The sequence below is a fragment of the Paenibacillus marchantiophytorum genome (assembly GCF_014640555.1).
GTDB lineage: Bacteria > Bacillota > Bacilli > Paenibacillales > NBRC-103111 > Paenibacillus_E > Paenibacillus_E marchantiophytorum.
In genome coordinates this window covers 45507-62227 of sequence record NZ_BMHE01000034.1, presented here as the reverse complement: position 1 = coordinate 62227, position 16721 = coordinate 45507, and the positions used below count along the sequence as shown (strand labels likewise).

Sequence of the window (16721 nt, the reverse complement as noted above, 5' to 3'; positions counted from 1 at the left end):
TCATTTGCCTCCTACTGGCACTTGAAGTTGTTCCTGTGTGTTGTCTGCTTCCGCCGATTCCGTATCGCGAAATAACCCTATACTGAGGTATCTTTCCCCGGTATCCGGTCCCAGCGCGATAACGCGTTTGCCCTTGCCCAGCCTGCGGGCAAGCTGCAGGGCAGCCCAGACGGCCGCACCGGTCGAGGGCCCGGCAAGTATGCCTTCCCGGCGCGCCAACTCTTTGGCAGTCTCATACGCGTCCTCATCCCGAATGTGAATGATTTCATCAACAATATCCTTATTCAGCACTTCGGGAAGCATTGGCGGACTAATCCCGTAAATTTGATGCTCGCCAGGCTCTTCACCTTCAATAACTTTGGAATGAATAGACTCCACCAGATGGACGGTTACCTCCGGCAGCACTTCCTTAATCCGCTCTCCAACGCCTGTAATCGTTCCTCCTGTACCGGAGGTTCCAACATAAGCATCCAATCGTTGGTCTGTCTGATACAAAATCTCCTCGGCGGTCGTCTGCCGATGAATCGCAGGATTGGCCGGATTCTCCGACTGCTTGGCCAGGTAGCTTCCCGGCAGGCTTCGATGAAGCTGCTCGACTCTTTCCTTGACATCCGCCATATCCTCGTCGACCCCGAATGTAATAATCTTGGCGCCGTAAGCGCGCAGCAGGTCAAATCGTTCTTGATTATATTTCTCCCGGATGAAAATAATCGTCGGATAGCCCAGCACGGCGCCAATGGCCGCCAGTCCAATACCTGTATTGCCGCTGGTCAGCTCGATAATCGTTCCGCCCGGCTGGAGCAATCCGTCCTGCTCCGCCTGGCGGATGATGCCATAGGCCGTGCGATCCTTGACACTCCCAGCGGGATTGAACGATTCGAGCTTGACGTACACCTCGGCATCCGCTTCCCCGACCAGCTTGTTAATCCGCACGAGCGGCGTAAGACCAATGAGATCGAGTATATTGTCACACAATTTATTTCTGTTTCCCACACGGAATCCCTCCTTCGAACTACCCGCTAAACTGTTTGATGAATGAATTAACCGGCCGCTGAAGGCCCAAATTCTCACGCAGCGTTCGTCCGGTGTACTCCTTGTGAAATAAGCCTCTGCGCTGCAGTTCCGGAACTACCCATTTCGCAAAATCCGCCAATCCCCCTGGTAAAAGTTGGGGTCTGATGGCGAAGCCGTCAGCGGCTTTCAGAAACCACGCCTCCAATTCATCAGCGATTTGCACCGGTGTCCCAACAAACGTCAGGTGGCCGTTGCCGCTGGCAACTCGATGCACCAACTGCCTGATCGTTAGCTGCTCGTTGCGGGCAATGGTCTGAATCAGCTTGGAATACGTTTTCTGATTGGGGATACCCGATAAATCCGGCACAGGTTCATCCAGCGGAAATGCCGACAAATCATAGTCAATAGCCAAGGAGATCCGCTTCACCCCCACGCGCACATCGAGCAGCTTATGAATCTTCGCAGCCTTCTCTTTGGCTTCCTCTTCCGTCTCGCCAATAACCGGGCAAATACCGGGAATGATTTTCAATTCGTCCGGGTTTCGGCCAAACTTCTCCACGCGGGACTTGATATCCCGGTAGAAAGCTTGCGCCGTTTCCCAGGCCGGCTGCATCGTATAAACCACTTCCGCGGTTCTAGCGGCAAAGTTCTTGCCCGTCTCCGAAGCTCCGGCTTGCACAAGCACAGGATAGCCTTGCGGCGATCGGGGCAGATTCAGCGGTCCCTTGGCATCATAATAGGGCCCGTGATGATCGAAGGTATGGATTTTGTCGTGATCCGCGTAAATCCCCTTCTCACGATCCAGCACTAGCGCATCATCTTCCCAGCTATCCCAGAACTTTTTGGCCAGCTGGACGAACTCTTCGGCACGATTGTAATACACTTCATGTGTAATCGACTCTTCCTGTTGGAAATTTAACTGCGTGCTCAGACTGTTGGCGGATGTGACGACATTCCAGCCAGCGCGACCGCCGCTGAGATGATCGAGCGAGGCAAACAAACGGGCTGTATTGAAAGGTTCCGTGTACGTGGAAGATACCGTCGCGATCAATCCGATCCGGCTTGTGACCGCAGCCAGAGCCGCCAGCAAAGTCACAGGCTCGAAGCCTGTGCTCAAACCGTTGGTGGCGACCAGCGGGCCGAGCGACAAGTTGTCAGCGAGGAAAACAGCGTGGAATTTCGCTGCCTCGGCAATTTGCACAAGCTCAATATAGTGCGAGAGATCCGACACCCGCTCCGGCTGCGCCTCCGGGTGTTTCCAGCCCATTTCATGGACGCCTGTATTGTTTAAAAAGAAGTTAAGAATCATCTGCTTATGCTGGTGGCTCATTGCGGCTCGCCCGCCTTTCCATTCTTTTTCACAGGCTTATTTGTCAATCTTGTAGTTCAAGGAGTCGATTTGGTTGACGATACCTTGATAAGTATTCGGGACGATGCCTTTGATCCGCGAATTCGTTGCCGACAATACTTTGTAATAAGCCAAAATAAACGTTGGCGGGTCATTGGTCAACTCCTGATATAGATCCTTCAGCAGCGGAAGCCGCTTGTTTTGATCGAGAATGCTCGTGCTTTGAACAATCAATTGATCGACCTTTTCATTCGTGTACTTCCTGGCCTCCGGAACCTCGGGGCTCTTGCTGTAATATGTTCTTAATTGATCGTAGGGATCGTTCGTCGAGTAAAAGAAGTAGGCAAGCTCGAATTCCCCTTTATTCCGCTTCGCTACTACGGCATTATAATCGAGCGTCTCGAATTGCACGTCAACGCCGATATCCGTGTAATTTTCTTTGAGAATAGGGATCAGCACCTTATCGAAATTACTATCTCGGCTCAAGTAACGGACCGTTAATTTCTTGCCGTCTTTCTCGCGAATACCGCCTGCACCGACTTTCCAGCCGGCTTGATCCAGCAGTTCCTTCGCTTTCTTCGCGTCGAACGCTGCGCCCTTCACATCCTTGGGATACGCCCAAGAAGTCGGTGCGACCGGATGGTTGCCCACTTCCCCATAGCCTTGATACAGAATGTCTACGAATTTCTGGCGATCCAGACCGTATTGCAAAGCAATGCGAACGTTTTTATCCTGCAGAACTGGGCTCTTGGTATTGAAATCAAGGTAGGCGAACTGGTTCGTTGTATAGGTATTGACATCCACAAAACTAAGCAGTTTGAGTTGGTCGGCAATATCTGTATTCGAGGTCGTAAATGCAATATAATCAATTTCGCCTGCGGCCAAATTTTGCAAAGCCGTTGCTTCATTGACAATTTTATAGATCCAATTCTGAATTTGCGGTTTGCCTTTATAGTACAGCTGATTGGCAACCAGACGGATCTCCTGCCCTTTGACCTCTTTGTCAAATGTGTACAGTCCTGCGCCGAGCGGTTTGGCATTCAATTCTTTGAACGCCAACAGGTCGCCCTTCTTGTACTTGGGTCCGTAATAAGCTTTGGGAATGACGTAGCCGCCGATCAGCCTCAAAGCCAGCGCGCTGGATTGTGTGGTCTGAACCTGCAGCGTGAGCGGATCTATAACCTTAATTCCTTCGATGGACGTCGCCGCCCCTTTCTTGTACTCGGTTCCGCCTTTGATGTAGGCTTGCGTAATGTCCGTTGGTCCGTCATAGGTCGGATCGTGCAGCACCGTTAGGGAGAAGGCGGCGTCTTCTGCGGTAAGCGGCGAACCATCGCTGAATTTCAAATCAGGCCGCAGATGAAACGTGTACTGCAAACCGTCGTTTGATATTTCCCATTTATCAGCCAGTGCGGGTACCGGAAGGCCAGCTTTATCTATCGCAACGAGCGAGGAAAACACCAATTCATTGACGTTCTGATTCCAGTATGCGCCGAGAAGCGGATTATACTTGCCGTCCGGGGCGGAAGTAAGCCCTACGATAAACGTATCTGTGCGGCTCAGCGCTGCCTTCGGATTCTTGGACTTATCGGAAGCAGGAATAGTGCCGTCCTTGATATTAGAGTTAATAGCTGCCGGCGCTCCGCCCGTGGCGGAATTGCTTGTGCCCGAAGGTTCAGCATTGCTGGCGCAGGCCGTCACGACCGTCGCAAGCAGAATAACGGATAAAGATCTGAATATAGATTTCGCCATGAATAAACCTCCATTGTATAGGTATAATGATGAATCCTCAGACCAAGTGGCAAGCAACCAAATGTCCGGCTCCTAGATCGCGAAGGGCTGGCCGCTCCGCCTGGCAAACTTCTTGCGCAAGCGGGCAGCGCGTATGGAACTTACAGCCGCTGGGCGGATCAAGTGGGCTTGGGATATCACCCTTCAGAATGATTTTCTCGCGCTTGAACGTCGGGTCCGCTATCGGAACTGCCGACAACAAAGCGCGCGTATAGGGATGCTGCGGGTGATCAAACAGTTCATCTCTCGAAGCGACTTCTACGAATGAGCCTAAATACAGAACGCCAACCGTTGAACAGAGATGCTCCACAACGCTTAAATCATGAGAGATGAATAAATAAGTCAACTGTCTCGATTCTTGCAAATCATGCAGCAGATTAATAATTTGCGCCTGAATCGACACGTCCAGCGCCGATACCGGCTCGTCAGCCACAATAAAATCGGGATCGAGCGCAATCGCCCGGGCGATGCCGATACGCTGGCGCTGGCCACCGGAGAATTCATGCGGGAAGCGATCGATATGATGGGCGGCAAGCCCGCATAGATGAAGCACTTCAAGCACACGCTCCCGGACCTCCCCCTTGCCGACGAAGCCGTGTTCGATCAGGGCTTCCCCAATCGCTTCCCCGATGCGAATTCGGGGATTGAGCGAGGAATACGGGTCCTGGAACACCATTTGCATCTGCGGCCGCATCTTTCGCAGTTCTTCTCGCGTCAGGGCATACAAATCAATGCCTTTGTAAAGAATTTCGCCTTCGCTCTTCTCGCCCAGTCTGAGCAGCATGCGGCCGATCGTGCTTTTACCACTGCCGGATTCTCCCACCAGTCCGAACGTTTCGCCTCTGCGGATGGTGAAATCGACGCCGTCGACAGCCTTCACATCGCCGGTCTTTTTGCCGAACAGGTTGCTCCTGACGGGAAAATATTTCTTAAGCTGGCTAACCTGAACGAGCGGTTCTGACATCAGTTTTTTCCTCCTCGTACAGCCAGCATGCGGCCAAATGATCGGGCCCGATCTCTTGGAGCTCCGGCTGGCCTTCCCGGCAAATGTCCTTCCTGTATGCGCAGCGGTCCATGAAATGGCAGGCTTTGCCCAGATGAAGCGGATTCGGCACTTGGCCCGGAATGGCATACAGCCTTTTTTTGCGCTGGCCGAGATCAGGCTTGGCTTTTAATAAACTTATCGTATAGGGATGCTGGGGATTTGCAAATAAAGAAAGCACCGAAGCTTGCTCGATTACTTTGCCTCCATACATGACGACAACATAATCAGCGACTTCCGCAACAACGCCCAAATCATGCGTAATGAGCAGAATGGACATGTCAAGCTGCCTCTTCATCTCCATCAGCAGATCAAGAATTTGCGCCTGAATCGTCACATCCAGCGCCGTTGTAGGTTCATCCGCAATCAGCAGCCGAGGGTTGCAGCTAACCGCAATCGCGATAACCACGCGCTGCAGCATGCCTCCGCTCAGTTCATGCGGGTAAGCTTTGAGAATCTCCTTCGCTCTTGGGATGCCTACGAGCGCAATTAATTCCTCCGCTTTCTGCCATGCTGCTTTCTTCGAAAGATGCAGATGCTCAATCAGCGCTTCGGAGACTTGATCTCCAATCGACAGCACCGGATTAAGTGCCGACATCGGCTCTTGAAAAATCATCGCAATCTCTTTGCCGCGAATCCGCTCCAGCTCTTTGCGTCCTGCTTTGACCAGATTACGGCCGCCGAACAAGATCTCGCCGCTGACAATTTGGCCTGCCGGCTCATCTATCAACCCCATGATCGATAGCGCCGTAACGCTCTTACCGCACCCTGACTCGCCCACAATGGCCACCGTCTGCCCTTCATGAATAAGTAAGCTGACACCGTTCACTGATTTGACTACGCCTTCCTCCGTATGAAAATATGTATGCAGATCTTTCAGTTCCGCCACAACATTGGCCACCTGGCTCACCTTCCCTTCAACTTGGGGTCCAATATATCTCGCAAGCCTTCGCCCAAGAAATTAATCGACAGTACGGTTATGAAAATAGCCGCTCCGGGCGGAATCCACAACCAGGGTCGCAAACGGAAATCAATCAGCGAGTTGGCTGATGTCAGCATATTTCCCCAGGATGGCGTAGGTGGGATGACACCTAGTCCAAGGAAGCTGAGCACCGTTTCGCTCAGAATCGCTTTGGCGACCGTCAATGTCGCAATAACAACGATGGTCGGAGTCACATTCAGCACCAAATGATACAGTTTCCTGCGGTTCCGCAAGCCAAGGGTCTCTGTTGCAAGCATGAAGGCCCGCTCCTTGAAGGAGAGGATCTGCCCCCTGATCAGCAGCGCCAGCGTCGGCCAAGCCATCAGACTGATCAGCAGGATGATGAAATAAATGCGCAAACCGGCCGGGACCTTCAAATCCGAGAAAATCGCCCCAAAAATAATCAGGATGGGAATCCCAGGAAGTGCAAGGAACACGTCTGCCAACCGGGTAATCAGTTGATCGACCCAACCGCCGTAGAAACCGGCTAGAAGGCCAATGACGGTGCCGACCAGAATCGTTGACAGCATGGAAAGAACACCGACCATGATCGAGATGCGTCCGCCCTGGAGCAGCCTCACGAACACATCGCGGCCGACGTTGTCCGTACCCAGCCAATGGGCTAGAGAAGGCGGCTTATTGATCAGCGAAGCCGTTACCCGATTGGCTGTGCTGCTAGCGAACAACGGTCCAGCCAAACAAAGCAAGATGGTAACTAGTAGAATGAAAAGCCCCGAGACAGCAAGCTTATTTTTTCTTAAACGCTTTATCGACTGCCGCCATGGTGAGGAACGGACAATCGCTTTCTTAGGCAGCAGAGGTGAAATTGTGAGGTGATTCCTGTCGATTGACATTGGAGCGCTCCTTTACTTTAATCGAATTCGGGGATCAGCAACCGCATACAGCCATTCAGCCATTAGATTGCCAGCGACGGTCACCACCGTCACAAACAAGGTAAAACCCATCAACAGCGGGTAGTCCCGGACAGAGATCGCCTGCATATGGACGAATCCGATGCCTGGCCACGTAAAAATTTGCTCCGTAATAATCGCTCCTGAGAATAAAAAGGGAATTTCCAAACCCAGCAAGGTGATTGCCGGCAAAATGGCGTTGCGCAATGCATGCTTGTAGACAACCGTCTTCTCTTTAAGCCCCTTGGCACGAGCCATGCGGATGAAATCCTGCTTAATCACGTTGATCACATCTGCCCGCACAATGCGTGTTACCGAGCCGATGCTGGCAATGGTCAACACGGCAACGGGGAGAAACGCATGTTTCGATACATCCCACAAGCGCGCCCAGCCGATGGCATTGGAGTTCGTTGTCTGCATGCCGCTGACAGGAAGCCAGCCCAGATCTACCGCAAAATATTTGATCAGCAGCAAACCGAGAAAAAACGTAGGAAATGACATAGTGGCAAACACGAGCAATGTCAGCACGCCGTCATACCAAGAATAGCGCCGAACCGCAGACAGGACACCCAGCCCGATGGACAGCACCCACGTCAGCAGGAGCGAAGCGCCGGAAATGACGAGGGAATTCAGCATATAAGTCTTCAAAAGCGAAACAACAGGCATTTGATATTTAAGCGAGTAACCCAAATTCCCTTGCAGCGCATTCACCATCCAATGCCAGTATCTTTGGATAATAGGCTGATCCAACCCATAAATCGCCTTTAACTCCGCTGCGCGATCAACCGGCAAGGAAACATCGCTGTCCACGAAATCACCCGGTGTCAAAGCAAAAATAAAAAAAATAAGCACCGTAGCCCCCAGCAAAGTGGGAATGGCAAACAGCATACGTTTAGTCATATAAGCGCGCATTTTAATTCACCTCCCCTTTTGCACACTGATAATAAAAAAAGACATAGATCTCCTTAGCGGATTTCTATATCTCTGAGTATTCAGTCGACGTTATTTGACAGTATTTAAATTAAATTCTGACAATACATATCGGATTTATTGGTTAATTTTGTTTTTACTAATCTATCATGTTCAGGACATGACGTCTAATTAATCTTTTCTATTCTAGCATTCAATAATTCTATTCGCCCTCAAGTTCTGAAAGACCGAGTGCGGCAGCCAGCCCAAAGGTTTAATTCAGTTTGCTTTTCTCGATACGGACACGTCCGGAGAAAAAGGTTGCACCGCCGCCCATATCCGCCACACGATCCGGTGTAAGCGCGTTAACCAGCGCTTTGTTCCCTGGCACATCCGCCCAGAGTCCTTGGCTGACAACGACGCCCGGCAGGACATCCGTACCCGCGGCTACCAGCAATTCGCACTCGCCGCGGTGATTCCAGACACGCGCATAATCACCGCTCACCAGTCCCAGGGAGGCCGCATCGGCTTCATTCATATGCAGCTTTGGCGCTTTTTCCATGCGCTTATGCTTCTCATTGTGGGCAAATGTGGAGTTTAGGAAGTTATGATTCGGCGCTGGAATGAACAGAAACGGCAGATCCTCGCCTTCATCCACAAGTGGCGTATACGTCGGCAGCGGCGGGAAGCCCTTGGCTGCCATTTCCTGCGAATACAGCTCGATTTTCCCGCTTGGTGTCTTGAGTTCACCGGGAAAAAGTGGCTTGACCTCTGCTTTCAGAAACCTTTGGTCCAGCAAGGACTCGTAGGTGATTTTCGCCAGAGCAGGATTGCCCGGATGATCCAACGCTTGTCGCACAAGCTCTTCATCTGTGTCCTGCAGCGCTTCTTCTTCGTAGCCCATGCCCGCGGCCAACAAGCGAAACACATCAACATTCGCTTTGCTTTCGCCATAAGGCGCGATTACAGGGAGCTGCAAGTGCACATATCGATGCCAATAAGAACGATAAAAATCCGTATTCTCGAAGGATGATGTCGCTGGAAGGACAATATCTGCATACTTCGCCGTTTCGGTTAGAAAGAGGTCGTGTACAACCGTGAACAAATCTTCCCGCTTCAGACCTTCCCTCACTTTGTTGGCATGGGGTGCCACCAACGCCGGATTGGAATTGTACACATAGAGCGAATAGATCGGCGTATCCAGTTCCAATAGGGCGCTTCCGAGCAGATTCATATTAATTTGCCGCGCGGGTTCTTTACGCAGATCAGGTCGCTGCAAGGCAGGAATATTGTGTTCCAAATATCCCCCGTTTCCTTTGATTGCCCCGCCGCCTTGATGCAGCCACTCGCCTGTTAACGCCGGCAAACAAGCGATCGTGCGCACACACATACCGCCATTGTCATGGTGCTGAATCCCATTGCCGATTCGAATAAAAGAAGGCGATGTGTCCCCGTACATGCGGGCCAACTGATAAAGATCGGGGACAGGTACACCTGTCTCCGCTGAAACCATGGAAGGATTATAGGACTTCACATGCTCCCTGAGCTCTTCATGCCCAATCGTATACTGCTGCAGAAACGCTTCATCGACTTTATTTTCAGCGAATAAAATATGCATAATCCCTAGCGCGAGCAAGGCATCAGTCCCAGGCAAGACGGGAATAAACCAGTCCGCCCAGCGGCCTGTTTGGTTTTTGTGAGCGTCGATCACGATGATTTTGGCGCCATTTTTGCGTGCTTGCTCAGCCAGCATGACCTGATGCATGTTCGTGCTGACCGCATTGATGCCCCACATGATGATCAGTTTAGCGTGAACCGTCTCCTGCGGATCTGTTCCGAAGCTGCCGCCCATCGTATACTTGTAGCCTTCCGATCCGGCAGATTCACAAATGGCATACAGCAGCCGACTCGCCCCCATTCGGTTGAAGAAACGGCGATCCATCCCTTCGGTCCCGATACGGCCCATATTGCCATAAAAGCTGTAAGGCATTATGGACTCAGGCCCTTTGTCCGCAATTAAGCCCTTCCAGCGGCTCGTAATCGTCTCCAGCGCCTCTTCCCACGTAATTCGCTCAAATTGACTGCCTTCCCCTTTGGGACCTATCCGTTTCATCGGATATTGCAGTCTCTTATCATCATAAATTCTTGCTGCCATATGACGAACTTTGTTGCAAATAGCCCCTTTGGTAACCGGGTGATCGGGATCACCCTCTATTTTAACGATCTTCCCTGCTTCTTTGTGAAGCAGCAAGCCGCATTGATCCGGACAATCCAGCGAGCATACAGCTGGAAAAACACCATTTGGTTCATCGCGCATTGTCGTTATTGTCACTTCAGCCACTCCTTTTCACACGCCTAAATCTTCTGCTATGTACCGATTATAACCCGAATTAAGCTTGATGTAATAATAAACAAGCAAATAAAAAAGGCTGCTCGCTAGGTATACAACCCTGTGAGTCAGCCTCCATTTGTTCGGCTATTCCAGTACGCTTCCACCGACAACAAAGCGGTATTGCAGATGATTGTCAAAAATCTGATCAATCCGTACCCCGCCTGTTTTCTGCGAAGCCGTATGAATGATTTTACCATCCCCCAAATAAATACCTGTATGGGTAATGACTTTCTGCGAGGCATCTAAGCCTGCATAATCAGCGGCAGTATTACCTCTGTAGCTTATAAAAAACAATAAATCCCCCCGCTGTGCAAGTTGAACATCCGTATACTTTCGCCCGGAAAAGGTTTCTACATAAGCCGCTTGGCCTCTTGAATCTGTCGGTAAATCCATGCCAAGCGCATATAGATATGCCCAGTGCGTGAAGTCCGAACAATCAAACGTGCTTGGATCAGCCCGATTCGAACCATACTCATACGCTGTTCCCAAATAAGTCATCGCCGTATCGATCACGTTCTCCACTATGCCTCCGGATTTGGGGACAACGGAAGTATCCGGAAACACCTGCATCATTGTCGCACTATTGGATGTAATTGATGAAGGCTGGCCTCCGACCTCCTGGCTTTTAGTCTGAGGGGCCTTAGCCGGCAGGCCGATCCCCAAATCGCCCGTATAAAGTTCAGCATCCTTAATTGTTAGATTCCAATTGGACATTCTATTGTCGGTTTGACGTTCTGTTGTAAGTTTGGCTGGCTCTTGCACGCTTTGCTGATGAACTCTTGACGGATGTGAGCATCCGGCAACAATCGCGAGTAGGCAGGATAACCCTAAACAAATCATTATTTTTGGCATCTAAACGCTCCTTCACATGTGATACGTTTAGGATGCCAATTTTTCGGAAAACTAACACGAAAAACGGCTTTGCCGCCCTGAGAGATGAGCCTCTTCTTAGCGACAAAACCGATTAAGGGAACTTGAGGACGCTATTTAGACAAATAGTTGGGATACGAGGGTCATAGCGGAACTACAGGGTCTTATTTCCACGAAAAGAGCTGAATTTCCCATGAAACAGCAAAATAGCGAACTGTAGTTCCCTCAACCTCGCGATAAGGACACTTCTTGCTAGAATAGCGCCCTGTAGTTCCCTCCCTCCGCGCGAGGCAGTCCGGGTAACTCAGCGATCACCCCGAATGGCAGACTCTTTATCGCTTCTTCCCCAGATTAAGCTCCTTCATAATCTGTTGACCGGTTGGCGTCTGCGCAAGGCCGCCCTTCGCGGTCTCCCGGTGCTTCTCCGGCATCGCCGTGCCCACTTCGTACATCACTTGGACGACTTCGTCCGATGGGATGACCGATCTAACGCCGGCCAAAGCCATATCGGCCGCAGCCATCGCATTCACCGCCCCGAATCCGTTGCGCACGATGCAAGGAATCTCAACCAACCCGCCGACCGGGTCGCAGATGAGGCCCAGTGTGTTCTTGAGCGCCAGTCCAACCGCATGCATCGCTTGCTCCGGCGTGCCGCCGCGCAGCTCCACGAGTGCTCCCGCTGCCATGCCAATGGCAGAACCGACCTCAGCTTGGCAGCCGCCTTCGGCCCCTGATACAAAGGAATTATTGGCAATGACGTAGCCGATAGCGCCCGCGCTTAACAAGCCGTTCACCATATGATCGTCATCCCAACCGAATCGCTGCTGACTGCTGATGAATACGCCCGGAATAATCCCGCATGAACCGGCCGTTGGCGTAGCAATAATGCGCCCCATCGAAGCGTTCACTTCGGATACGGCCAGCGCATATGCCATGGCTTTGCAAGCTTCTTCTCCCAACGATGCTTCCGTGGTGGTTAAATAGCTGGCCACACGCTGCGCATCCTTCCCCGTTAGTCCGCTTCGGGATGTCGTATCTTCCGTGAGCCCTTTGGTCACAGCGTCTTTCATAATCTGATAGTAAGCCCGCATTTTCTCAAATACATAGTCCGCCGATTTGCCTGATTCCTGGCTTTGATCGGCCAGCATGATTTCGGCAATCGTTTTTCCTTCTGCGTTACATAGCTCAGCTAGCTGCTTCAAGGTACGGAACCTCATTTAATCGCCTCTTTCTGCGAGATCCACTTTGCGAATAGTAGTGATCATGCTTAATTGCAGCAGCTCTTGAACTAGCGTATCTGACAGGGCTGCATCCGTTTCTATGACAGTCATGGCCTCACGATCGCGGCCTTTGCGGTCTAAATCCATGAATCCGATATTAATCTGGTTACGCCCCAGCAAGGTGGTGATGTCTGCAATCATCCCAGGCCGATCATGATGGGAAATGACGAGTGTCGGGTAAACCGCAGTAAACTTCACATCAAAATCATTGACGTTCACAATCTCCACATTGCCGCCTCCGATCGACGCGCCCGTCATCACCACTTCTGCGCCTGCCGAGGATATCCGGAATCGAACGGTATTAGGGTGGTCTGCTTTATCCTTGCTCGTACGGAAGGCAATCTCGACACCCAGCGACTCCGCCTCTTCCGCAGCCGTTGGAATGCGCGGATCATCGGTTTCGAAATCCAGCAGTCCCCCAATGAGCGCCAAGTCGGTACCATGCCCTTTATATGTATCAGCGAAAGAACCATATAACGTAATTTCAGCTTTGGACGGCAGCTCGCCTAACAGCTGACGAGCAACGCGTCCCAAGCGAACTGCACCTGCCGTATGAGAACTGGAAGGACCTATCATGGAAGGTCCGATTATTGAAAATACATCTTTAAAACGCATCAAGCAGCGCTCCATTCCTATGATGTTTGACGCTTCTCCAGCATATCCTTATTTTCCTTCGTTGTGCTATGACTTTATTCTCAAAGGCAAGCCTCTTCATATTACCATATTCCCTGCCAGTTAGCCTTTACATTCCTGCGAGAAGCACAAGAGACTGCCCCCAAGGTTCGCAACCTTAAGGACAGCCTCATTTAACTGAGTGTGCTATGTTTATTTCTTCTTTCTAGCTCTCTCATCCAAAGCATTCAACTGATCCACATGATAGTGCATATCATGCAGAATATCATTCACTTCGGAATTAATCGCCGTTTCCACTTCTTGAATTTTACTCAAATCAATCTGCGCGTCATGCTGGCTCTCCTTGATCTGGTTCAGCGCATCGCCTAACAGCAGAGAGTCATCTGCGATGCTCTTAATGCCCTCAGAAATGGCCAGAATCTGCGACGAATTATCGGAAATCCGTTCTCTTACCGTATTCATGGTATCCTCAAATGTGGCAAACGATGAGAAGCTTTGATTGATTTTCTCATCAATCGCTTGCAGCTGCGCCGTAATGTTACCCGCTGACTCTTCCGTGCCATGCGCCAGCTTGCTCACTTCTTGCGCAACTACGGCGAAGCCTTTGCCATGCTCACCTGCGCGGGCTGCTTCAATCGACGCATTCAAGGCAAGAATTTTCGTTTGCCGGGAAATTTGGGAAATCACCGAGCTCATCTCGTTGACGACATTCGTCATGCTGATGAGTTCATCCATCAATCCGCGAGTCGTTTGAATATTAAGACTCAACTGCTCATTCATTTGCTGAATATCAGTGAATTCATGAGACGTCGTGTTCAACTGCTGGCTGAATTCCGTTAACTCGCCAGATTTCTTTTGATAATTATCGACTGCGCCTTCCAAGTGTTCGAAATTTCGCTGAGAAGCTCCCTTTAATCCCTCAATATTATGAAGATTGCCTTCGATGCTTTTCGTTACATAGCCTGCAGACGTATTCACGTGCTCAAGCGTGGACTTCATATTCGCTAGAAAAACTGGAAGCTCCTCTTGAATCGATGCATCTTCCTGAGAGACGATCGCAAGGGTGTCGATCACTTCCAATATTTCCTTTGCCGATGGACGGTCAGCTTGATTCTCACCAATATAGGAATAGCGGATCATTTGGTTTTCATCAATAATATACGTACTTGGAATGGCAATACGGAAGGAATCCCATTTGATCGGCGTGAACACTTCATAGGATTTAATGACTTCTCTGGTTTCATCAGACAGGATCGGAAATTTGATGCGATTGGCATCCACGTAAGGTTTAATATTGATTAGCTTTTGCCCTGCAATCGCAATGAGATTAACGCCTTTATCCAAAAAGCGTTGATAATAGTCATTTAACTCCGGCATCTGTTTCTGACAGTTGTGACACCAGGTTCCGCGCAAGAAAATGATCACCAGCGGTTTGCCCTTGAAATCTTCCAGGCCTTTCATGCCTTGTGTAGAATCTAGTCGAAACGGTGCTGCTTTCTTGCCGATCGATAAACCTTTCTTAGCCATATTGCCACCCCAATTTTGCTTGATATTCGGTCATTTTCATTCTTCAGTGTAGCTGAAAATGGGACTTATATCCACTTAATTCTGTATAAATTAATTGCAAATCCGACAAAAAATGACCCAAACTTAGGCCAATAGCCTTAGCGGGTCATTTCTTATGTTTGCGGACTAATAAATCTCTATCTGCCCTTGCTCCAAGACTGCACGCCTCATTACATCCGTTCTCATAGAAATTACGAGCCTAATTGACTATACTTGAGAAACAACATTCACAACGGGAGATCATCAACTTGCAACTATTGGCTAGAGAAATCAGTAACAACCATGTCATTTCTGTGTATGAGACCTCCGAGCTTTATGGGGACAAAGGGCACTTTCGCGTCCTGCAATTTTCCAATGAGGCCATTCAAGGGGCAATCGATGTAACGAATCCAGCGCGCATTCTATTTGAATATCCAAGGGCTATTATTCACCTGATGGAAGTCAATCATCCCTCTTTCGAGGATGTTTTTGTCATTGGACATGGCATTGGGACCATCGCAAGCCATTTCTCGGACAAGCGATTTGTGATCGCGGAGCTTGATGAGAAAGTCGTGGAATTAAGCAGGCGTTTCTTCGGCTATAGCCGGGACAACGTGCGGGTTGGCGATGGTCGCGACTTGCTTGCCAGTGAACATCCAGGCACGTATGATTGCATCATTGTGGATGCCTTCACTTCCAGTGGCACGCCGCGTCATCTGACCTCATTAGAGTTCTTCCAGGTTGCCCTTGACAAGCTTCACCCCGGTGGAGCCCTCATCATGAACTTGTTCGGCATAGGGATTCAAGACCGGTACATACAAGCCATTCATACGACGCTTCGCGAAGCTTTTGCCTATACCAAAGTGTTCTTGCTGCGCGCCGATGGAGGCAGAGACGTAACTAATATGATCTTCATAGGTCAAGACAACCCCATCGACTATTCAGCTCGCCATCTGGCTGGTTTCACAGAGACGACGCTTGAGCAAGGCTATGTTATTCGGGAATGAGCGCCTTCACCACTTCCGTTGCTGCCGATTGCAGTTTTCGTTCCATCTCTTGCCTATACGACTCTTCTACATAAAAGGACTGGACCAGTCGCTTCACTTGATCAAACGGCTCGAATCCGTTGTCGGTGCGCTGCACGCATTTTATCACAAAGGTTGCGCCATTTTCTTCGAAAACCGGACTTTGTTGTCCCTGCGAGAGCTTCAGTGCATGTTCCAACAAAATAGGCGCTGCCTCTGATGCCTGTTTTTGATTGCTCGCATCAAGGGTTAGTTCCCAGCCGCCTCCTTCCCCCGCCAAGTTTCTGGCCAGCTCAGCGAAACTTTCCCCCTTCGCCAGTTTGTCCATTACCGGGGCCATTTGGGACTTTCCTTGCCCCCCCTGATCTGATATCGCAATCTTCTGGATACGGATAGCGTCAGGCTTCTTAAACTGCTGCTCCTTGATCTCCTCATATTTCTGTTTCAACGCTTCCTCAGATAGCTTAAACTCATCCTTGGACAAAGCCTCCTTCAAGCGAATTCGCAGATTAGACAGTTCATATTCATAAAAACCGCGTTCATCGTATTGCATCGGTCCATAAATCGGTTTCTTTTCCTGAACCGCTTGTTTTCTGCGCGCATTCTCTGCGTTCCAGCGCTTCAACACCTGCCGATAGCTCAAATCATCTACCAGCCCTTTCTCTTTGGCCCAGCTTTGTTCCACTTTGATCGCAGCCAGCATTTGAAGTGTCTGTTCCTGCAGTTTCTCTGGAGGCGTTGTACTTCTCAGCTCTTGCCTAACAAGCTTAAACTCGCGGGCTTCAAGGGGAATGCCATTGATTTGGGCAACTACGGTTTCGTCCTGCATGCTATTGCTCGTATAGCCTAAGGCAGCACCCCCAACCCCAATAATCAGAACGATACTTGTCACCAGCACGATTAGCTTCTTCACTTTCACACAATCACCAGCTTTCTATGGACAAACAAGGGCATGCCGGTCAAGAGCACACCCTTGTTC

14 protein-coding genes are annotated in these 16721 nt (G+C 50.3%); 1 reads left to right on the top strand and 13 read right to left on the bottom strand.

Annotation, left to right across the window (positions count from 1 at the left end; genetic code table 11):
* The 12 genes from cysK to IEY34_RS25050 form a co-directional block, all read right to left on the bottom strand.
* Positions 1-993, bottom strand: coding sequence for a cysteine synthase A (cysK, locus tag IEY34_RS25105; protein ID WP_189016609.1), 993 nt, complete (start codon positions 991-993; stop codon positions 1-3).
* A 19-nt stretch (positions 994-1012) separates the two neighbouring features.
* Positions 1013-2344: an LLM class flavin-dependent oxidoreductase gene (locus tag IEY34_RS25100; protein WP_189016607.1), complete on the bottom strand. Its 1332-nt coding sequence runs from the start codon at positions 2342-2344 to the stop codon at positions 1013-1015.
* A 36-nt stretch (positions 2345-2380) separates the two neighbouring features.
* On the bottom strand, positions 2381-4114 hold the full coding sequence (locus IEY34_RS25095) for an ABC transporter substrate-binding protein (RefSeq protein ID WP_189016604.1): 1734 nt from the start codon (positions 4112-4114) through the stop codon (positions 2381-2383).
* A gap of 37 nt (positions 4115-4151) precedes the next feature.
* Positions 4152-5117, bottom strand: coding sequence for an ABC transporter ATP-binding protein (locus IEY34_RS25090; protein ID WP_189016601.1), 966 nt, complete (start codon positions 5115-5117; stop codon positions 4152-4154).
* Positions 5092-6084, bottom strand: coding sequence for an ABC transporter ATP-binding protein (locus IEY34_RS25085; RefSeq protein WP_229757834.1), 993 nt, complete (start codon positions 6082-6084; stop codon positions 5092-5094). The genes IEY34_RS25090 and IEY34_RS25085 overlap by 26 nt, the downstream gene beginning before the upstream one ends.
* 17 nt (positions 6085-6101) lie before the next feature.
* Positions 6102-7031 (bottom strand): ABC transporter permease, encoded by a 930-nt coding sequence (locus IEY34_RS25080; RefSeq protein ID WP_189016581.1) that lies wholly within the window; start codon positions 7029-7031, stop codon positions 6102-6104.
* 12 nt (positions 7032-7043) lie between these two features.
* Positions 7044-8000, bottom strand: a complete 957-nt coding sequence (locus tag IEY34_RS25075; RefSeq protein WP_189016580.1) for an ABC transporter permease — start codon at positions 7998-8000, stop codon at positions 7044-7046.
* A 271-nt stretch (positions 8001-8271) separates the two neighbouring features.
* A complete protein-coding gene (locus IEY34_RS25070) occupies positions 8272-10314 on the bottom strand; it encodes a molybdopterin-containing oxidoreductase family protein (RefSeq protein WP_189016681.1) in 2043 nt (680 codons plus the stop codon).
* A gap of 159 nt (positions 10315-10473) precedes the next feature.
* Positions 10474-11241, bottom strand: a complete 768-nt coding sequence (locus tag IEY34_RS25065) for a C40 family peptidase (RefSeq protein WP_229757833.1) — start codon at positions 11239-11241, stop codon at positions 10474-10476.
* A 350-nt stretch (positions 11242-11591) separates the two neighbouring features.
* A complete protein-coding gene (gene sdaAA / locus IEY34_RS25060) occupies positions 11592-12476 on the bottom strand; it encodes an L-serine ammonia-lyase, iron-sulfur-dependent, subunit alpha (RefSeq protein ID WP_189016577.1) in 885 nt (294 codons plus the stop codon).
* Positions 12477-13154: an L-serine ammonia-lyase, iron-sulfur-dependent subunit beta gene (gene sdaAB / locus IEY34_RS25055; RefSeq protein WP_189016574.1), complete on the bottom strand. Its 678-nt coding sequence runs from the start codon at positions 13152-13154 to the stop codon at positions 12477-12479.
* A gap of 210 nt (positions 13155-13364) precedes the next feature.
* Positions 13365-14699: a redoxin domain-containing protein gene (locus IEY34_RS25050; protein WP_189016571.1), complete on the bottom strand. Its 1335-nt coding sequence runs from the start codon at positions 14697-14699 to the stop codon at positions 13365-13367.
* Between the two features lie 287 nt (positions 14700-14986).
* Between IEY34_RS25050 and IEY34_RS25045 the strand changes: the two genes are divergently transcribed.
* Positions 14987-15724: a spermidine synthase gene (locus IEY34_RS25045; RefSeq protein WP_189016568.1), complete on the top strand. Its 738-nt coding sequence runs from the start codon at positions 14987-14989 to the stop codon at positions 15722-15724.
* On the opposite strand, the gene IEY34_RS25040 is transcribed toward IEY34_RS25045, so the two are convergent.
* Entirely contained in the window at positions 15711-16661 is a 951-nt protein-coding gene (locus IEY34_RS25040; protein WP_189016564.1) for a peptidyl-prolyl cis-trans isomerase, read from the bottom strand. The two genes, IEY34_RS25045 and IEY34_RS25040, sit on opposite strands and share 14 nt — an antisense overlap.
* Positions 16662-16721 lie beyond the last annotated feature (60 nt).

Bases quoted from the DNA above. Each gene is read 5' to 3' on its own strand.
- IEY34_RS25100 (WP_189016607.1), bottom strand. From the start codon at position 2,344: ATGAGCCACCAGCATAAGCAGATGATTCTTAACTTCTTTTTAAACAAT.
- IEY34_RS25095 (WP_189016604.1), bottom strand. From the start codon at position 4,114: ATGGCGAAATCTATATTCAGATCTTTATCCGTTATTCTGCTTGCGACG.
- IEY34_RS25090 (WP_189016601.1), bottom strand. From the start codon at position 5,117: ATGTCAGAACCGCTCGTTCAGGTTAGCCAGCTTAAGAAATATTTTCCC.
- IEY34_RS25080 (WP_189016581.1), bottom strand. From the start codon at position 7,031: ATGTCAATCGACAGGAATCACCTCACAATTTCACCTCTGCTGCCTAAG.
- IEY34_RS25075 (WP_189016580.1), bottom strand. From the start codon at position 8,000: ATGCGCGCTTATATGACTAAACGTATGCTGTTTGCCATTCCCACTTTG.
- IEY34_RS25070 (WP_189016681.1), bottom strand. From the start codon at position 10,314: ATGCGCGATGAACCAAATGGTGTTTTTCCAGCTGTATGCTCGCTGGAT.
- IEY34_RS25065 (WP_229757833.1), bottom strand. From the start codon at position 11,241: ATGCCAAAAATAATGATTTGTTTAGGGTTATCCTGCCTACTCGCGATT.
- sdaAA (WP_189016577.1), bottom strand. From the start codon at position 12,476: ATGAGGTTCCGTACCTTGAAGCAGCTAGCTGAGCTATGTAACGCAGAA.
- sdaAB (WP_189016574.1), bottom strand. From the start codon at position 13,154: ATGCGTTTTAAAGATGTATTTTCAATAATCGGACCTTCCATGATAGGT.
- IEY34_RS25050 (WP_189016571.1), bottom strand. From the start codon at position 14,699: ATGGCTAAGAAAGGTTTATCGATCGGCAAGAAAGCAGCACCGTTTCGA.